The organism is Desulfobotulus alkaliphilus, from assembly GCF_007830435.1.
Classification (GTDB): Bacteria; Desulfobacterota; Desulfobacteria; order Desulfobacterales; family ASO4-4; genus Desulfobotulus; species Desulfobotulus alkaliphilus.
Map to the genome: position 1 here is coordinate 24,188 of NZ_VLLC01000017.1, position 16,339 is coordinate 40,526.

The 16,339-nt window shown below is 52.8% G+C and carries 13 protein-coding genes; 2 read left to right on the forward strand and 11 right to left on the reverse strand.

Translation table 11 applies throughout. From position 1 onward, the window contains the following. Window positions 1–332 precede the first annotated feature (332 nt). From LZ24_RS10985 to LZ24_RS11030, 10 genes are all read right to left on the reverse strand, one after another. The gene (locus LZ24_RS10985) at window positions 333–740 is read right to left on the reverse strand and encodes a hypothetical protein (RefSeq protein ID WP_144685355.1); all 408 of its coding nucleotides are present in this window, start codon (window positions 738–740) and stop codon (window positions 333–335) included. A gap of 219 nt (window positions 741–959) precedes the next feature. Then, complete coding sequence (locus LZ24_RS10990) at window positions 960–2,207, reverse strand: L-lactate MFS transporter (RefSeq protein ID WP_144685356.1); 1,248 nt, start codon at window positions 2,205–2,207, stop codon at window positions 960–962. 90 nt (window positions 2,208–2,297) lie between these two features. Continuing rightward, complete coding sequence (locus tag LZ24_RS10995) at window positions 2,298–3,083, reverse strand: enoyl-CoA hydratase-related protein (RefSeq protein ID WP_144685357.1); 786 nt, start codon at window positions 3,081–3,083, stop codon at window positions 2,298–2,300. A gap of 23 nt (window positions 3,084–3,106) precedes the next feature. Continuing rightward, a complete protein-coding gene (locus tag LZ24_RS11000; RefSeq protein ID WP_144685358.1) occupies window positions 3,107–4,231 on the reverse strand; it encodes an enoyl-CoA hydratase/isomerase family protein in 1,125 nt (374 codons plus the stop codon). Next, the gene (locus LZ24_RS11005) at window positions 4,228–4,521 is read right to left on the reverse strand and encodes a hypothetical protein (protein WP_144685359.1); all 294 of its coding nucleotides are present in this window, start codon (window positions 4,519–4,521) and stop codon (window positions 4,228–4,230) included. Before LZ24_RS11005 ends, LZ24_RS11000 begins: the two co-directional genes overlap by 4 nt. A gap of 107 nt (window positions 4,522–4,628) precedes the next feature. Further along, a complete protein-coding gene (locus LZ24_RS11010) occupies window positions 4,629–5,441 on the reverse strand; it encodes a CoA-transferase subunit beta (protein WP_144685360.1) in 813 nt (270 codons plus the stop codon). After that, the gene (locus LZ24_RS11015) at window positions 5,441–6,415 is read right to left on the reverse strand and encodes a CoA transferase subunit A (RefSeq protein WP_144685361.1); all 975 of its coding nucleotides are present in this window, start codon (window positions 6,413–6,415) and stop codon (window positions 5,441–5,443) included. Before LZ24_RS11015 ends, LZ24_RS11010 begins: the two co-directional genes overlap by 1 nt. 148 nt (window positions 6,416–6,563) lie before the next feature. Continuing rightward, a complete protein-coding gene (locus LZ24_RS11020; RefSeq protein ID WP_144685362.1) occupies window positions 6,564–7,724 on the reverse strand; it encodes an acyl-CoA dehydrogenase family protein in 1,161 nt (386 codons plus the stop codon). Between the two features lie 115 nt (window positions 7,725–7,839). Next, complete coding sequence (locus LZ24_RS11025; protein WP_144685363.1) at window positions 7,840–8,691, reverse strand: 3-hydroxybutyryl-CoA dehydrogenase; 852 nt, start codon at window positions 8,689–8,691, stop codon at window positions 7,840–7,842. Window positions 8,692–8,773: 82 nt separating this feature from the next. Continuing rightward, the gene (locus tag LZ24_RS11030) at window positions 8,774–9,946 is read right to left on the reverse strand and encodes an acetyl-CoA C-acetyltransferase (protein WP_144685364.1); all 1,173 of its coding nucleotides are present in this window, start codon (window positions 9,944–9,946) and stop codon (window positions 8,774–8,776) included. Between the two features lie 676 nt (window positions 9,947–10,622). Between LZ24_RS11030 and LZ24_RS11035 the strand changes: the two genes are divergently transcribed. Together LZ24_RS11035 and LZ24_RS11040 are read left to right on the forward strand one after the other, a co-directional pair. After that, window positions 10,623–14,117 carry a hybrid sensor histidine kinase/response regulator gene (locus tag LZ24_RS11035; protein ID WP_186443082.1) on the forward strand — a complete coding sequence of 1,165 codons (3,495 nt, stop codon included), beginning with the start codon at window positions 10,623–10,625 and terminating at the stop codon, window positions 14,115–14,117. Next, window positions 14,107–15,222: a response regulator gene (locus LZ24_RS11040; protein WP_222427615.1), complete on the forward strand. Its 1,116-nt coding sequence runs from the start codon at window positions 14,107–14,109 to the stop codon at window positions 15,220–15,222. The genes LZ24_RS11035 and LZ24_RS11040 overlap by 11 nt, the downstream gene beginning before the upstream one ends. A 30-nt stretch (window positions 15,223–15,252) precedes the next feature. Here LZ24_RS11040 and LZ24_RS11045 read toward each other — a convergent pair whose 3' ends face one another. Then, the gene (locus LZ24_RS11045; protein ID WP_144685366.1) at window positions 15,253–16,050 is read right to left on the reverse strand and encodes a sulfite exporter TauE/SafE family protein; all 798 of its coding nucleotides are present in this window, start codon (window positions 16,048–16,050) and stop codon (window positions 15,253–15,255) included. Window positions 16,051–16,339 lie beyond the last annotated feature (289 nt).

A 16,339-nucleotide genomic window follows, 5' to 3' on the forward strand; every position in this document is an offset into this window, starting at 1 on the left:
GACTGTTTTCAGATTCTCCCGGAATTTTCCCTCCCGTCATGGAAGCTGAAAAATCTATCCGGAACGCCACCAGACCATCCGCCGCACCAAAGAACATTGTTTTTTGGCATCAAACCCCATAAAAAACAAAAATGCAAGGGTCTAAAAAAAAAAGAAACCCCGCAGCCTCATCATGATCTGCAGGGTTTCATATCTGCCGGGGTTCCCCTTACCTGGCTTCCGGTATAACAAATGCGGATATTTCGACTGACGATTTCATTATAAAAAATCAGGCTTGCTGTTCTCTCAGAAAAGGGATCCTCTTCAAAAACATCTGCTGCGTATTTCTTCCTCTATCCCCAGCTCCACTGGTACACGGTCAGGGCATGCTCTGCATCTTCTATGCTGGCATAAAAATTGGGGGAGACCTGTTTTCTTTTAAGGCTGCTGGCCAGCTCTTCACGCAGAAACTCATCGGATGTATAACGGGTAACCCCCGCATAAAAATGCTCCATCAGACGGTTGACCATACTGGCATAGGCATCCATCAGTTCCTGCCTGATGGTAAAGTTTTCATAATTCACAATGGCATTCACACGGTCTTTAAGATGTGAAAGCTGTTCAGCAACAAGAAATTCAATACGTTGGATATCCCTTAGGCTTTCGATACTGTAGTTTTCAAAATTTACATAAAAACGATTTTTATCCGCATCATAGCGGAAACGCTTTTCCAGGGAGTCTTTTTGATCGGGAAGAGTCATGGCAGCCTCACTTTATAAAAATTAAAGGCATGGGGCACAATACAGCAAACGGGTGCTTCTTGAGTTAATTAAACCTGCTTAAAAATTTCTTTTATTAAGAGACACGCCAGTGAGGAAAAAGGTTGCAGGAGGAGCACGCCTCCCGCCTGCAACCTTTTTTATAAGACCTGCTTCAGGTAAAACGGATGCCCTTTCATCCGTCTTTTAAAGAGTTTAAATCTAGGAGGATGCATGCACCCTTTTCTCAACGGAAACTGGCTGGCGGGGAGGCTTGGTGGTAAAGGCCAGAACGGCACCCACAGCACAGAGAACCGCTGCCACCATGAAGGCTGCAGTGTAACCCAGCTGAACGGAAAAACGGGGAGCGAACATGGCAGCCACGCCGTAGGAAAGGAAAACGATACCGTAGTTGTTGCCCACGTTCTTGGTACCGTACCAGTCCGTTACAACGGAAGGTGTTGTGGAAAGATAGCCACCGAAACAGAAGCCAACGATACAGGTGGCAATCAGATAGGTGGCATAATTCATGGGAACAAGGGACATGAAGAGCATGACCACCACAAAACCTGCGGACATGAGTGCCAGAGACTGCATGCGGCCGATGCGGTCGGAAATGGCGCCCCAGCCAAAACGCCCCAAAGCATTGAAAAGGGATATGGTGACAACGGCATTACCCGCCTGGGCAAGGCTGAGACCGACAAGATCCATACCGATATTGGCAGCAATGGCAATAACCATAAGGCCAGCAGCCGCACCAAAGAAATAAATCAGGGTCAGGGAGTAAAACTGGGGCGTACGCATCATTTCTGAAGGCGTATACTGCTTTGCAGACTGGGTCACCTTGCCGGTCTGGGCAACCCCCTCCTTGGGAGGGGTATATCCCGGAGGTACATAACCTGCGGGCGGCTGCACCATGAAAAAGGCACCAATCACAATGAGAACCCCATAGGCAACCCCAAGATACATAAAGGATTCCGACACACCCACATTATTGATGAGCCAGACGATGACAGGCTTGAGTGCCATCCCCCCCACACCCACAAAGGCCAGGTTAAGACCGGTAACAAAGCCACGCCTGTCCGGGAACCACTTGGCGCAGGTGGCTACGGGAACCACGTAAACGGCACCCATGGCAAAACCCGTGATAAAACCGTAGGTCAGATACATCCCCATGATGGAAACGGATTGTCCCGCAAGGAAAACACCCATACCCGCAACAATACCACCAACAATGGCCACATTTCTGGGCTTGAGCTTGTCCTGCACCCTCCCTGCCACCAGTACGGCAATGGTGAAGGAAACCATGGTCACCGAGAAGGTGAAGACCACATCGCCCCTGTCCCATCCGAATTTTTCAATCAAAGCGGAGTTAAAAAGACTCCAGGTATAAACCGCACCGAGAATGGCCTGCATGAGACAGGCACCCGCAACGACCAGCCAACGATTGAACAAAGTCTTTTCCTGCATGGTTTCCCCCTTGGTTTGCAACTTGATTGATGAGGCAGAAGAGCTGCACCGGACTTCTCAGGCTCTCCGCAACCCGCTGAAAAACATTTTTCAACGGGTTTTGCTGAATACGGCTTTACGTTTTTCAAGGAAGGCTGACGTTCCTTCCTTTGCATCCGGGCTGGCAAAGCAGAGACCAAAGGCCTCCTTTTCCATATACGAACCCGAAATCAGATCCACCTCAATACCCCTGTGAACGGCAGCCTTGGCCAGAGCGATGGCTGCGGGCCCCATGGCTGCGATGGTTGCGGCTGTTTTCTGCGCCTCCTCCATCAACTGCTCCGGGGGCAGCACACGGTTGACCAGACCCAGCGCCTTTGCTTCTTCCGCCTTAATGCGCTTTGCCGTAAAAATCAGCTCCATGGCCATGGCCGCCCCCACCCGCCTTGCCAGACGCTGGGTTCCCCCAAAGCCGGGAATGAGGCCAAGGGTTTCTTCGGGAAGACCGAACATGGCTTTTTCCGAGGCATAGATAAAATCACAGGCCAAAGCCAGCTCACACCCGCCGCCCAGGGCAAAGCCATTGACAACGGCGATGACGGGCATGGGAAGGAGGGCAATTTTTGCCATCATGGACTGGCCCGCATCGGCAAAAATCCTTGCTGAAAAACTGTCCATGTGGGCAAGTTCAGAAATATCCGCACCCGCCACAAAGGCCTTGTCTCCGGCACCTGTAAGGAGAACCACCCGCACGCCATCATCTGCGGCAAGGGCATCAAACAGGACATTCAGCTCAGAAATCAGTTCCGCATTCAGGGCGTTCAGGGCCTTGGGACGGTTCAGGGTAATGCGGACAATCCCTTCTTCTTTTTCATAAATCAGATTCTTGAATTCCATGTTTCATCCTTTTTCCATAGTATTTATGACCATCCGGAGATCAGAGCCGGTTCCGGCAGATCCTTCAGGGGATGCAGGGAAGACCAGGGCGGAGTAAAACAGTGCCGGACTTCCGAAGGATCCACCTTTTCAGGCCTGCTGTCCTTCCAGACAGGTGCCCCGTCCTTGTCCACCAGAAGCGCCCGCACACCTTCATGGAAATCCGGATGTTCAAGGCATCGGGCCGCAAGGATCAGCTCAAGGCAGAAGGCCTGCTTCAGGGAAAGGTGCCTGCCTGAACCGAGCTGTCTCCAGGTAAGGCAGATACTGAAGGGACTGGCAGAGCCAAAGGTTTTTGACGCCTCCATCAGCCTTGGTTCCCGTTTTCCCGCTTCCAGAAGTATTTCACCAAAGCTCACCGGATCCGGTGCCAGGGCCAGCTTGCGGAGGCATTCGGGTTTTTCCGCAAGAAATCCCGGCTCCAGAGGCAGTTCAAAGTGGGCCAGTACGGCATCCACAGCCTGGGCATCCCTTTCGGGATTGCCCGTCCAGTCCAGTGCCGCAAGGCTTTCAAACAGAGCGTCCCTGTCCTCCTGCTGAACAACGCGGTCTCCGAAACCCAGAAAACAGGCATCCGCCGCATCCATGCGGTAGCCGCAGAGCCCCAGAAGCCTCCCGCAGCCTCTGGGCATGCGGTTCAGAAACCAGGTGGCACCCACGTCTGGGAAAAGCCCGATGGAAACCTCAGGCATGGCCAGAACCACATCCGGTGTCAGCACCTTATGGCGGCAACCGGCCAGAATCCCCATGCCTCCGCCCATGACAATACCGTGGGCAAAGCAGAGGATGGGCGTTTTTGCCATGTGGATGGCATAATCCGTGCTATATTCCGTGGTAAAAAAATGCAGAACACTTTCCTTCTCCCCCTTCCGGTAATTTCCGGAAAGCATCCGAACATCGCCGCCTGCACAAAAGGCTTTCTTTCCTCCCCCCTCAATCCATATAAAGACCACACTTTCATCCTGATCCGCCCTGCGTACGGCATCCCCAATGGCTGCGGTGGTTTCCTGACGCAGGGTATTGAGGCGTTCCGGCGCTTCAATACGGATGCACAGGAGCCTTTTTCCTCCCGCTGCAGGAAGGTATGAAAGGTGAACATCTTTGCTCATGTGAATGCCCTTTCATCAAAGCAGGTCTTTTCTCCGGGACCGGCCAGCGGGATAAATCCCAGAACCCTTGCATCCTGAGGAAGGGAAAGGATGGAGGCTACAGCCTCCGCATCCCTGACCAGACCAAAGGACTCAGGAAGACGGGGAGGATTTTTTCCAAAACTCCATACCACCACCACGCCCATGCGGCAGAAACGTCCCAGGGGAGAGGCCAGCCTGAAGAGAAGGGCCGTATCCCGGACCCAGAAACTCTGCCAGCAACGGGGCGTAGAAAACATCACATCCTGCATTGTGACCTCCTGTTTCCCCAGTAGGGGGTGGAAAGAAAGCCGGGGATTAAAAAACATCCCCGGCCTGAGGGGGGAGAGTGCCGGTACGGGGCGTACCGGCATACCGATTACGGAAGGAAAATCCCTTCCGGGTCGATCGTTTTATAAAGAAGATCCAGCTCACCCAGGGTCGGTGCCTTGGTTTCGCCACGCACCCGGCTGATGTTTAAGTCAAAGCTGCAGTTTTCAAGGATCTGCTGGGGTGTGCATCCGGGATGATAGGTATCCAGATACATCTCTCCGTTTTCATCGAAACGGAAAACACCCATGTTGGAAATCACAGCCTCTGGTCCGCCCCGGAAAGCCTTGTTATACACTTCTTTCTTGGGCACCATTTCACCGGAAGGCCATTTGGGAACCCGCCATCCCGGAGAAGTGACAAAATCCACCTTCTCCCTGAAACGTCTTTTTTCCTGCACCATGATGAAAACAGTTTTTCTGGCAAGGCCGTTGATGTCGGAGTTACCACCGGATCCGGTGAGTCTTTTTTCCGGAACAATGCCGTATTTACCCATACCCGTGGTGTTCACGTTTCCGTACTTGTCCACTTCCGCACCACCGAGGAAGGCCAGATCCACAACACCCCTCTGGAGCTGATTGAACACATCAAACAGCCCTGAGGCTACGGATGCCTGATAGATACACCGGGCATCACCCACGGAGGTGGGAAGGGAAATGGGTCTGCCATCCACACTGCCCGCCTCATAAATACAGACCGCCGTGGGTGCCGTTGTGAGCTGGGCCAGACCAATGGCCAGCATGGGAAGTCCTGTGCCTGCAAAAACCACATCGCCGTCGGTCACTTCACGGGCCGCAGCCACTGCCAGAAGATCGATGGGCTTGAATTCGCCAACTTTTGCAAGGGTCGTATCTCGACTCATCAGCGTGTCCCCCTTTTGATTGTGGTGGAATATCCAAAGGCCGGGTTTGCCCGCAGCTGCTCCAGTCGCGTGATACCGATTCTTTCAAGGTAGGTCTCATAATCGGGTATATCGTGAATCCATTCCTTGACCCAGGCATCCAGACCTTCCTGGGTGCGGGTGCTCTTGAAGAAATTCTGGATAAAGGTGCCATCGGTTTCATAGCAGCCAAAGCATCCTGTGGGGTGGGCACCCCAGGGCTGTTCCACAATGCAGGAAACCTGATGTCCTGCAATGAGGTTACGGGTGGGCTCCCTGCGGATATAGTCTTCGCTCACCACCTGCTCTGCGACAATGATGACATTATCCGATGCCTTGATGGCTTCGGAATCCGAATAAAGCTGACCGTCAACCCGTACCGTGCCTTCCTCGCCCACCATCTGAACATGGGCAATGCACCAGTCCGGATTGGCCGCAGGCATGTGCAGCAGTTCTCCGCCGTAGAAGGGATCCGATACAATTTCATACTTCTTTTTGGGAATTTTCGGATTACTGCCGTCCCTCAACCCTGCAATTTTCAGATGATCATAGGCAGGATTGAGCATGTCCGTACCCATACTGGCATAGGTGGGCAGATAGGGAAGACCCATGGACCCTGCGGCCATGCGGTAAAGAATCTGCACATGGCTGTAATCCTCGATGATCACCTCACCGGCTTCGGCCCTGCGGGCCAGGTTGGCGCCGATCTTGCCGAAAAGCTCATGGCCGATCCAGCAGCTTTCCCAGATTTTCACGCAACCTGCGCCGATGAGCAGATCGGAATGGGTGCCGCCGTTCACTTCCACAAGGTGCAGATTTTTCTTACCCTGCCGTATCATCTCATACACAGCGGCCATGGGACGCCGCCAGATGGTAAAACCGCTGAAGGTCAGCATTGCGCCGTCGGGTATCTGTGCAACGGCCTCCTTAAGATTCATTCTCACGGGTTTTGCCATTTTCTCCTCCTTCAAAAGAAAGCTGGCTTGCCATCCTGTCACAGAAAAAAAAACCATCATCCTGCCACAGTTACGCAGGCTGCACACAAAAACAACGTTCAGCACATGCGTATAAAAAAGGGATGCACAAAGGCATCCGCTTCGCCCCCTACTTCTTCTTACGCTTCTTGTCCCCGATTACTTCGCCGCTGATAACAATCTTCTGAACCTGGGTGGTGCCTTCATAAATGGTGAAAACCCTGGCATCCCGGTACAGACGCTCAATTTCAAACTCCTTGGTATAACCGTAGCCACCATGAATCTGAAGACTCTGACCCGCCACATGATTGGCCATTTCAGAGGCATACATCTTGGCCATGGACGCTTCCTTGGAGCATTTTTCTCCCCTGTCCTTCATGGCTGCCGCATTGAGTACCAGAAGTCTTGCCGCCTCCACTTCCGTTGCCATGTCTGCGATCATCCAGCGCAGGCCCTGATTGGCGGCAATGGGTTTTCCGAACTGGTGGCGCTGTTTGGCGTAATCCACAGCCAGATCCAGGGCGCGCATCCCGACCCCAAGGCTCTGGGAACCGATGCCGATGCGACCATCATCAAGGCCACTCATGGCAACGAGGAAGCCTTCCCCTTCCTTACCCAGCAGGGCAGATGCGGGAACCCGGCAGTTTTCAAAGATGAGATCCGTGGTGTCAGAACCCTTAAGGCCCATTTTGTCTTCCTTACGGCCCACAATAAAGCCCGGTATGCCCGGCTCAATGAGGAAGGCAGAAATCCCCTTGTGACCTGCCGCAGGATCGGTTTTGGCAAGAATGATGAAAACACCAGAGGTGGCTCCGCCCGTGATCCAGCGCTTGGTGCCATTCAAGATATAAAAATCCCCGTCCTTTTCCGCAGTGGCTGTCATCCCCGCAGGATCACTGCCCGCCTCGGGCTCGGAAAGGGCAAAACTTGCAATGATCTCACCCTTGGCCATGGGCCTTAAATATTTTTCCTTCTGGGCATCACTGCCGAACCGCACCAGACTGCCGCAGCCGATGGAGTTATGCACGCTCATGATAACGGCCACGGATGCGTCATAATAAGCAATCTCCGTCAGTGCCAGAGAGTAGGCCACGGTTCCCATGTTCTCACCGTCATACTCTTCGGGCACCAGCATCCCCAGAAGTCCCAGCTCCCCCATTTTTTTGAGGATCTCCCTGGGATACTCTCCGGTATGGTCCCGCTCCATGGCTGCTTCCGCCAGTTCCTTGCGGCCGAATTCCCGGGCCATCTTCTGAATCATCTTCTGCTCTTTGCTGATTTCAAACGCCATAACAGCCCCCGTTCACTGATTATTCATTTCCAGACACCCTTTCATGGGATGCCCACCCATCCGAAAATCAAGGGGATACCTGCACCTGTCAGGGACAAAGGCAGGTATCTTTTTCCTATTTATAATCGTAAAAACCCTTACCGGTTTTACGACCCAGCCAACCAGCTTCCACATATTTCCGCAGCAGAGGGCAGGGCCTGTACTTGGAATCCCTGAAACCGTCATACAGGGTTTCCATAATGGCCAGACAGGTATCCAGACCAATAAGGTCGGCAAGCTCCAGGGGCCCCATGGGATGGTTCATGCCCAGCTTCATGACCGTATCAATGTCTTCCTTGCGGCCCACGCTGTGGTACAGGGCAAAAACCGCCTCATTGATCATGGGCATAAGAATACGGTTGGCAATGAAGCCGGGGAAATCATTGGCCTCTGCCGGGGTTTTGCCAAATTTGACGCAGAGATCCCAGGTAAGCTTGAAGGTTTCCGTATCCGTGGCAATACCCCGGATGATTTCCACCAGTTTCATCACGGGCACCGGATTCATGAAATGCATGCCAATGACCTTTTCCGGACGTTTTGTCCTTGCGGCAATGCGACCGATGGGAATGGAGGAGGTATTGGTTCCAAGAATCACACCGGGTTTGCAGATACGGTCCAGATCCTCAAAAATTTTATATTTCAAGGCCTCACTTTCCGTTGCCGCTTCCACCACATACTCACAGGGTTCAAGCCCCTCAAGGGAAGTTACGGTTTTCAGGCGACCAAGAATGGCATCCTTTTCACCGGCATCCAGCTTTCCCTTTTCCACATTCCGGGAAAGATTTTTATTAATGAGGCCAATCCCCTTTTCCAGCGCAGCTTCACTGACATCCATCACAATGACATCCAGCCCGCTGGCCGCTGCCACCTGTGCAATACCACCGCCCATCTGTCCTGCACCGATCACACCAAAGGTTTTGACTTCCATTTTCTCTTCTCCTTTTTTTTAACATCCGGCTGCCGGATATATCGGATCAAACATCCAAAAAAATTATGGAAATGCCAGTCTCTTATCTCTTGATAATCATGGAAACAGCCTCACCGCCGCCAAGGCAGAGGGAAGCAAGGCCGGTTCTGGCATCCCGACGCTTCATTTCATAGATCAGGGTGGTGAGTACCCTTGCTCCGGAAGCACCGATGGGATGGCCAATGGCCACACTGCCGCCATTCACGTTGACCTTCGCAGGATCCAGCTTCAGTTCACGGTTGATGGCAAAGGAGGTACCGCTGAAAGCCTCATTGATTTCAAAAAGATCAATGGCATCCATCTGAATACCTTCCTTGGCGCAGCACTTGGGAATGGACCACGCGGGAGCCATGAGCACATACTGCATTTCAATGCCATAGGAAGCCTGGGCACCGATGGTGGCAAGGATTTCACAGCCCAAGGCTTCGGCCTTTTCCCGGCTCATGACACATACGGCAGAGGCACCGTCTGCGATGATGGATGCATTCCCTGCCGTTCCCACGCCACCCTTTTTAAAGGCACCGGACATGGCCGCCAGCATCTCATAGGGGGTTTCCTTGACGGACTCATCCTCGGCAAAAACGGTGACACTCTTACGGGTTTTAATTTCTACGGGGACAATTTCATCTTTAAAACGGCCGGAAGCCTTGGCTTCATTGGCCCTGCGGTAGGATTCTGCGGCGTAGCGGTCCTGATCTTCCCTGGTAACGCCCCATTTTTCCGAACAGATCTCATTGCTCATGCCCATATGGAAATTATTCACATGATCCCAGAGGCCGTCATGGATCATGCCATCCCTGATCTCTCCATGGCCCATGCGCAGGCCAAAACGGGCTTTTTCCAGAAAATAGGGAGCATTGCTCATGCTCTCCATGCCGCCTGCAATGACCACATCGGCATCTCCTGCCACCACAGCCTGAGCCGCCAGCATCACGGCCTTCAGGGCAGAACCGCAAACCTTATTGATGGTAAGGGCTTCCACTTCCCAAGGCATGTTGGCCCGCACAGCCGCCTGCTTTGCCGGGTTCTGACCGCAACCGCAGGGGAGTACCTGCCCCATGATCACTTCATTGACTTCCTTATCTTCTATACCAGCTCTTTTTACGGCTTCACGGATGGCAATGGCTCCCAGATCCACAGCGCCCAGGGATGCGAGGGATCCGTTAAATGCCCCCAGCGGTGTCCGACAGGCACTCACAATAACCGCTTCTCTCATGGCTCTACTCCCCGTTTTCTTTAATGACCGCCCTTCTTATGGCAGGAAAGGCGGCCTGTATTATGGTTTTTGCCGGCAGAAAGACCGACCCTGTTCTAAATAAGATCCCAGCCTGAAATACGGACGGCTGTCTGATTCCATGGCTTTTGGGTGGTCTCCCTTTTATGCACACCGGCACCTCAGGAGTTAAGATACCGGTGTGCACCACCAAAGGAGACACCAAAACACTGCTTGCTTGTCTGAAACCCTTTTATTGCAAGCGGAATGCCAAGCATGCAGCCAGAGCGAATAAAAAAACATAAACTCTTAATATAAAAGAAATTAATATTTAAAAAAACAGCTTTCAGATGCATAAAAAACTGGTCATGGCCCCTGCGGCCTTATCCCCTGAGCAAAAAAAGGGGCCAAACCGCCACAAGGCCCCGCCCGCCGAAAACAAGACAAGACCTTGATATAAAACAACAATTATCCAAAGCCACATCCACAGCAAGGAATGTGGCGTTTTCGCCCATCCCCATCCGGAAGACACCCCCCCGGACAGGGGACTGAAAGATATCTGAATGAAAAAATGAAGATAGCTGTTTACCGGCAGGCCCTTCATGGTCTATATTGGTATCTAATTGATCATGAATGTTCGAGATTGATTTGCATCCACTTCCTTCCAAGAGCCGGTCCTATGCCCCTTCCCCGATTCTCCAGACGCAGCCTTTCCAGAGACCTGATCTCAGGCCTGTCCCTGTCCCTGTGCCTGCTGTTCGCCATTCTGGGTGCCATTTACTATAGCTTCCTGACCTATAAGGCCAGTACGGAGCTGAAAGAACAGGCCCACACCATCAGTCAGGAAATCACCCATGTGCTTTCAGGACCTGCCTGGCAACTGGATCATGACCTGACAGAACGCATTGCCATGGCCTATCTCCACACGGAACACATGGCAGGCCTTCGGGTTGTTTTCAGTCCGGACACCATCGTTTTTGAGCAGCTCCCGGACTCGGCAAATGCCCATATCTTCCGTGAAACCCGGACCATGGAACACATCCGGGAAGATGGCAGCCCCCTTCCCATAGGTTCCGTTGAAATCTGGTTTTCCCAGCAGGGAATACGGGATATGCAAAAAACCCTGATCCGCATGGTCGGCATTATGGTGCTTCTGTCCACCGCCCTTGTGGTGCTGGTCATCCGCCTTCTCATGGCCTCCCTTCTGGAAGGGCCCATGGGCAAACTCCTTGAAAACATCCAGTCCATTGCCGCAGGCAATTATGACAGTGCCATTGAGCCGGTTCCCCAGGAAGATATCAATGCCATCATTACTGAAATCAATGTCATGGCCACCCGCATAGCCGCCCACACCAACCAGCTGAAAAACGAGATCGGAGAGCGCAGACAGGCGGAAAAAGCCCTTCTCATCTCAGAAAAAAAGTACAGGGGCATTTTTGAAAATGCCCTGGAAGGCATTTTCCAGATTACCCTTTCCGGAAGAATCATCAGCATCAACCCCTCCATGGCCCGCATTTTCGGTTATCAGGACATCGGGGAAATGATGGTGCTTGTGGATAATTTTGAGACGGAACTTTTTACGGATCCCGATGTACCGGTAACCATCCGCCAGATCCTTGAAAGGGAAAAAATTGTTCAAAACTTTGAAACCCGGCTGAAACGAAAAGATGGCAGGCTGATATGGGGTTCCATACAGGCCCGGCTTGAAAGAAATCCGGAAACAGGGCTTCCCTTTGTGGAAGGCATGCTGGAGGATATATCCGAGCGCAAAGAGGCGGAAGCCGCCCTGAAAAGCGCCAACCGGCTTCTGGAAACACGGGTGACGGAACGTACCGCAGCCCTGCAGGAGGCCAATGACAAGCTGAAAACAGCCAAAGAAAAAGCTGAAAAAACAGCAGAAGCCCTGAATCTCTTCGCCCGTGAGCTGGAAGCCAAAAACCGGGAACTGGCCGAAGCCAAGGACATCGCAGACGCAGCCACCCAGGCCAAAAGTCAGTTCCTTGCCAACATGAGCCATGAAATACGCACGCCCATGAATGCCATCATGGGCATGACCTACCTTGCCCTGAAAACCGACCTCTCCCCGAAACAAAAAGATTATCTGGAAAAAATCCATACCGCCACGGACTCTCTTTTGAGAATCATCAACGATATTCTTGATTTCTCAAAAATTGAGGCAGGCCGCATGGAAATGGAGCATGTGGATTTCAGGCTGGATGATATCTTAAGCCGTCTTGCCAACCAGACGGCCCTCAGGGCCCATGAAAAAAATCTGGAACTGATCTTTATAACGGACCCCGGCACTCCCCCCCAGTGCGTGGGGGATCCCTTACGTCTGGGACAGGTACTGCTCAATCTGGTCAGCAATGCGGTTAAATTTACCGAAGCAGGCCAGATTACCCTGACCATTGCACCGGGACATCAGAAAAAAGATGCCATTCAGCTGATCTTTTCCGTAGAAGATACGGGCATTGGCATGACACCGGAGCAGCAGGGAGAGCTTTTCCGTCCCTTTAATCAGGTGGACGCTTCCATGACCCGCAGGTATGAGGGCTCGGGCCTTGGCCTAAGCATATCCCAGCGCCTTGTGGAAATGATGGGAGGACGCATATGCGTTGAAAGTCAGCCCGGTAAAGGAAGTACCTTCTCCTTTGATGTATGGCTGAAACCGTCAACGGGAACTCCCGGAGAGCAGGAAAAGAACCCGGCACTTCTGAAAAACCTCAAGGTGCTGCTGGTGGAGGACAATGCGGCCAGCCGTCAGGTACTGACGGAATATACCGAAGCCCTTTCCATGCATGTAAAGGCCTTTGAAACCGCAGAGCAGGCCCTGGCCCACCTTGCAACGGGCACAGCCCGTTATGATCTTATTTTTCTGGACTGGAAACTGCCCGGCATGGACGGCATTGATCTGGCCCGCAGGATCATCCGGGATCATGCCGCAGACAAACCCAGAATCCTGCTGGTCACAGCCTTTGGAAAAGACCTTAAGGAAAAGGACAGAGAAATTCTGGATGGTGTACTTTTCAAACCCTTCACCATATCCGATCTCATGGACAGCACCCTGGAAGCCCTTTGTCTTTCCGATGAAAGGACGTTGAGAAATAAAGATTTTAAAGAGGAAAAAAAGGATGCACCCACACTTCACGGCGTTCATATCCTCCTTGCCGAAGACAATGAGCTCAACCGTCAGCTGGCCAGAGAACTGCTCACCGGTGCCGGTGCCCGGGTGACCACGGCAGTGAACGGCCGTGAAGCCATGCACAAGGCCATGGAATATAATTTTGATCTGGTTCTCATGGACGTGCAGATGCCGGAAATGGACGGCTACGAGGCAACCCGGCAGATCCGGAGTACCGTGGGCAAAGACAGACTGCCCATTATCGCCATGACGGCCAATGCCATGGTGGGCGACCGGGAAACGGCCATGATGGCCGGCATGAATGACCATGTCCCCAAACCCGTCAACCCGGCCCAGCTCTTTGAAACCATCATCCGCTGGCTGCCTGAGAGTTTCCGGAGTCAGCCCATGGCAGAGGAAAAAACTGTGAACATGCAAAACATGCTTCCCGAGATACCGGGGGTCAACACCGTATCGGGCCTCACCCGTGCCGGGGACAACATGGAGCTGTATATGGAACTGCTCCTCAAATTCAAAGAAGATTATACCCATACCCCGGAAACCATCAAAAACCATCTGGATACCGGCAACCTTGAAGCGGCCCAGATGGAAACCCACACCATCAAGGGGGTTTCCGGTAACTTAAGCATGGATGCCATTTTCGAAAGCGCAGGCAGGCTTGACCATCTGCTGCGCCATCCTTCGGAAGAAGACGATATCTACGGGGCATGGGAAGATTTCCGGAATGCCATGGAAGAAACCCTCCAAGGCCTTCAGTCCCAGTCGGCTTCTGAAATCAAAAACAGGAATCTTCCCACGGGAAATGACAATGAGCTCCTCGGCATTCTTCACAGGCTGCAGCCGGAGGTGGCCAACCTGAAAGCCAAACGCTGCGCCCCCATCATGGCAGAGCTGGAAAACAGAAAATGGCCGGAATCCACCACGCCAAGGCTTCAGCACATTCTGAAACTCATTCGATCCTACCAGATGAAAGAAGCGCTGGGTCAGATCCAGACGCTGGTCCAGGAACTTGAGGTAAACCATGATGCGTAAACCCGAAGACTGCACCCTGATGGTGGTGGACGACACGGAAACCAACATCGACCTTCTGCTGGACACCCTAGGGCCGGAGTACGAGGTTATGGTTGCCATAGACGGAGCCACGGCACTGGAGCATGCCAAGGCCAGTCCTCCGGACCTGATCCTTCTGGATATTATGATGCCGGGCATGGATGGTTTTGAGGTCTGCCGCCGCCTGAAACAGGATGCCAGAACCAAAGACATTCCCATTGTCTTTATTACGGCCATGAACGAGGTACTGGATGAACACAAGGGCCTTGCCTTAGGTGCTGTGGATTACATCACCAAACCCTTTAATCCGGCCATTGTGCGGGTTCGGGTCCACAACCACCTTTCCCTGAAACTTGCCAAGGAAGCCCTGGCCGACCAGAACGCAAGCCTTGAAGAACGGGTCCGGGAAAGAACAAAGGAACTGGAGCAGACCCAGGATGTCACCATCCAGTGTATAGCCTCCCTTGCGGAAACCAGAGACATGGAAACGGGTGAGCATATCCGCAGGTCCCAGCATTATGTCCGCACCCTGGCACGCCATCTCCGGAATCACCCGCGGTTCCGCCATGCCCTGGACAGCAGCCTCTTCATCGATCAGCTCTTTAAATCCGCCCCCCTCCACGACATCGGCAAGGTGGGTGTACCGGACAGGATTCTCCTCAAGGAAGGCCCCCTGACAAAGGAGGAATGCGAGGAAATGAAACGCCATACCATTTATGGGTATGAGGCCCTGCAGCGGGCGGAAAAGGGAATGTCCGGCCAGAAATCCTTTCTCAGTACAGCCGCTGAAATCGCCCATACCCACCATGAAAGATGGGACGGCACCGGCTATCCCAGAGGCCTGAAGGGGGATGAAATCCCCGTTTCAGGCCGGCTGATGGCCATTGCCGATGTATATGACGCCCTCATATCAAAGCGCAGCTACAAAAAAGCCTTTTCCCATGAAAAAGCCGTGAGTATCATCACCGAAGGAGATGGTCGTACCCTGCCCCGTCACTTTGATCCGGATGTGCTGGAAGCATTTATGAAAGAGGCAGAAACCTTCCGCAGCATTGCAAAGCGCTTCTGCGATGGCGATCCTTTGTAGCAGCCACCTGCTGAAGATGGAAAGCCATTTTTAAAATAGCCCCAGCAGCATACGGGTCGCCACAACAAGCAGTAAAATGGCAAAAAATCTTTTCAAACGATCCACGGGCAGGCTGTGGGCAAGCTTTGCACCCAACGGTGCCGTCAGCACACTTGCCCCCACAATTCCCAGAAGGGCCGGCCCATAGACAAAGCCCAGGGAAAGGGGCGGGAGCATGTCATTCCCCAGCCCTCCCACCACATATCCTGCGGTACCGGCCAGAGCAATGGGCAGGCCTATGGCAGCGGAAGTTCCGATCACCGTATGAAAGGGAATATTGCACCATGTCATAAAAGGCACAGACAGGGTGCCGCCGCCAATTCCCACAAAGCTGGACATGCTGCCAATGGTGCAGCCCGCTCCAAACATACCTGCAGATCCCGGCAGCCTGCGGCTGGGCTTTGGTTTTTTATTCAAAAACATCTGAGCAGCCACATAATACAAAAAGACAATAAAAATAACCTTCAGGGTATGGGTCGGCATCCGTGAGGCCACCATGGCACCGAAAAAAGTCCCCACCACAATACCGGGAGAAATCCTGATCACCACATCCCAGCGCACAGCGCCCCTCTGATGATGGGCCTTCAGACTGGACGTAGCCGTAAAAATAATGGCCGCCATGGAAGTACCCAAAGCAATCTGCATGAGAACGGCGGCATCCACCCCCTGCGCAGGTAACGCAAATACCAGCATGGGCACCACCACAAGCCCCCCCCCAATCCCCAGAAGTCCCGCCAGCACACCGGCTACGGCCCCTAAGGCCATGTACAGCAAAAAAGTCTCAATCATTTATCCTCTCCATTCAATACCTGCAAACCATCCAAAATAAAAACGTAACTGTTCAGCACAGTTTATTTTGAACTGTCAATGCTGTAATTACAGCAGCTTCGTACTGTTGCAAGGCTCCGTGGCTATTTGCAAGTGACATTGCAATCGTTTCGGATTCCGGCACTCAAGCTCTAAAACCAAAGCTCATCATGTAAACGACGCAGCCTTTTCAGGCTTGAGTGCCGGAGTGCTAATAAGAAGCGGCAAACTGCCTGACCCGCCACAAAGGCAACGTACCAAGGCCTGATAT

Excerpts from the sequence above, each read along its gene's own strand:
- LZ24_RS10985 (WP_144685355.1), bottom strand. The coding sequence starts at position 740 with ATGACTCTTCCCGATCAAAAAGACTCCCTGGAAAAGCGTTTCCGCTAT.
- LZ24_RS10990 (WP_144685356.1), bottom strand. The coding sequence starts at position 2,207 with ATGCAGGAAAAGACTTTGTTCAATCGTTGGCTGGTCGTTGCGGGTGCC.
- LZ24_RS10995 (WP_144685357.1), bottom strand. The coding sequence starts at position 3,083 with ATGGAATTCAAGAATCTGATTTATGAAAAAGAAGAAGGGATTGTCCGC.
- LZ24_RS11000 (WP_144685358.1), bottom strand. The coding sequence starts at position 4,231 with ATGAGCAAAGATGTTCACCTTTCATACCTTCCTGCAGCGGGAGGAAAA.
- LZ24_RS11005 (WP_144685359.1), bottom strand. The coding sequence starts at position 4,521 with ATGCAGGATGTGATGTTTTCTACGCCCCGTTGCTGGCAGAGTTTCTGG.
- LZ24_RS11010 (WP_144685360.1), bottom strand. The coding sequence starts at position 5,441 with ATGAGTCGAGATACGACCCTTGCAAAAGTTGGCGAATTCAAGCCCATC.
- LZ24_RS11015 (WP_144685361.1), bottom strand. The coding sequence starts at position 6,415 with ATGGCAAAACCCGTGAGAATGAATCTTAAGGAGGCCGTTGCACAGATA.
- LZ24_RS11020 (WP_144685362.1), bottom strand. The coding sequence starts at position 7,724 with ATGGCGTTTGAAATCAGCAAAGAGCAGAAGATGATTCAGAAGATGGCC.
- LZ24_RS11025 (WP_144685363.1), bottom strand. The coding sequence starts at position 8,691 with ATGGAAGTCAAAACCTTTGGTGTGATCGGTGCAGGACAGATGGGCGGT.
- LZ24_RS11030 (WP_144685364.1), bottom strand. The coding sequence starts at position 9,946 with ATGAGAGAAGCGGTTATTGTGAGTGCCTGTCGGACACCGCTGGGGGCA.
- LZ24_RS11035 (WP_186443082.1), top strand. The coding sequence starts at position 10,623 with ATGCCCCTTCCCCGATTCTCCAGACGCAGCCTTTCCAGAGACCTGATC.
- LZ24_RS11040 (WP_222427615.1), top strand. The coding sequence starts at position 14,107 with ATGATGCGTAAACCCGAAGACTGCACCCTGATGGTGGTGGACGACACG.
- LZ24_RS11045 (WP_144685366.1), bottom strand. The coding sequence starts at position 16,050 with ATGATTGAGACTTTTTTGCTGTACATGGCCTTAGGGGCCGTAGCCGGT.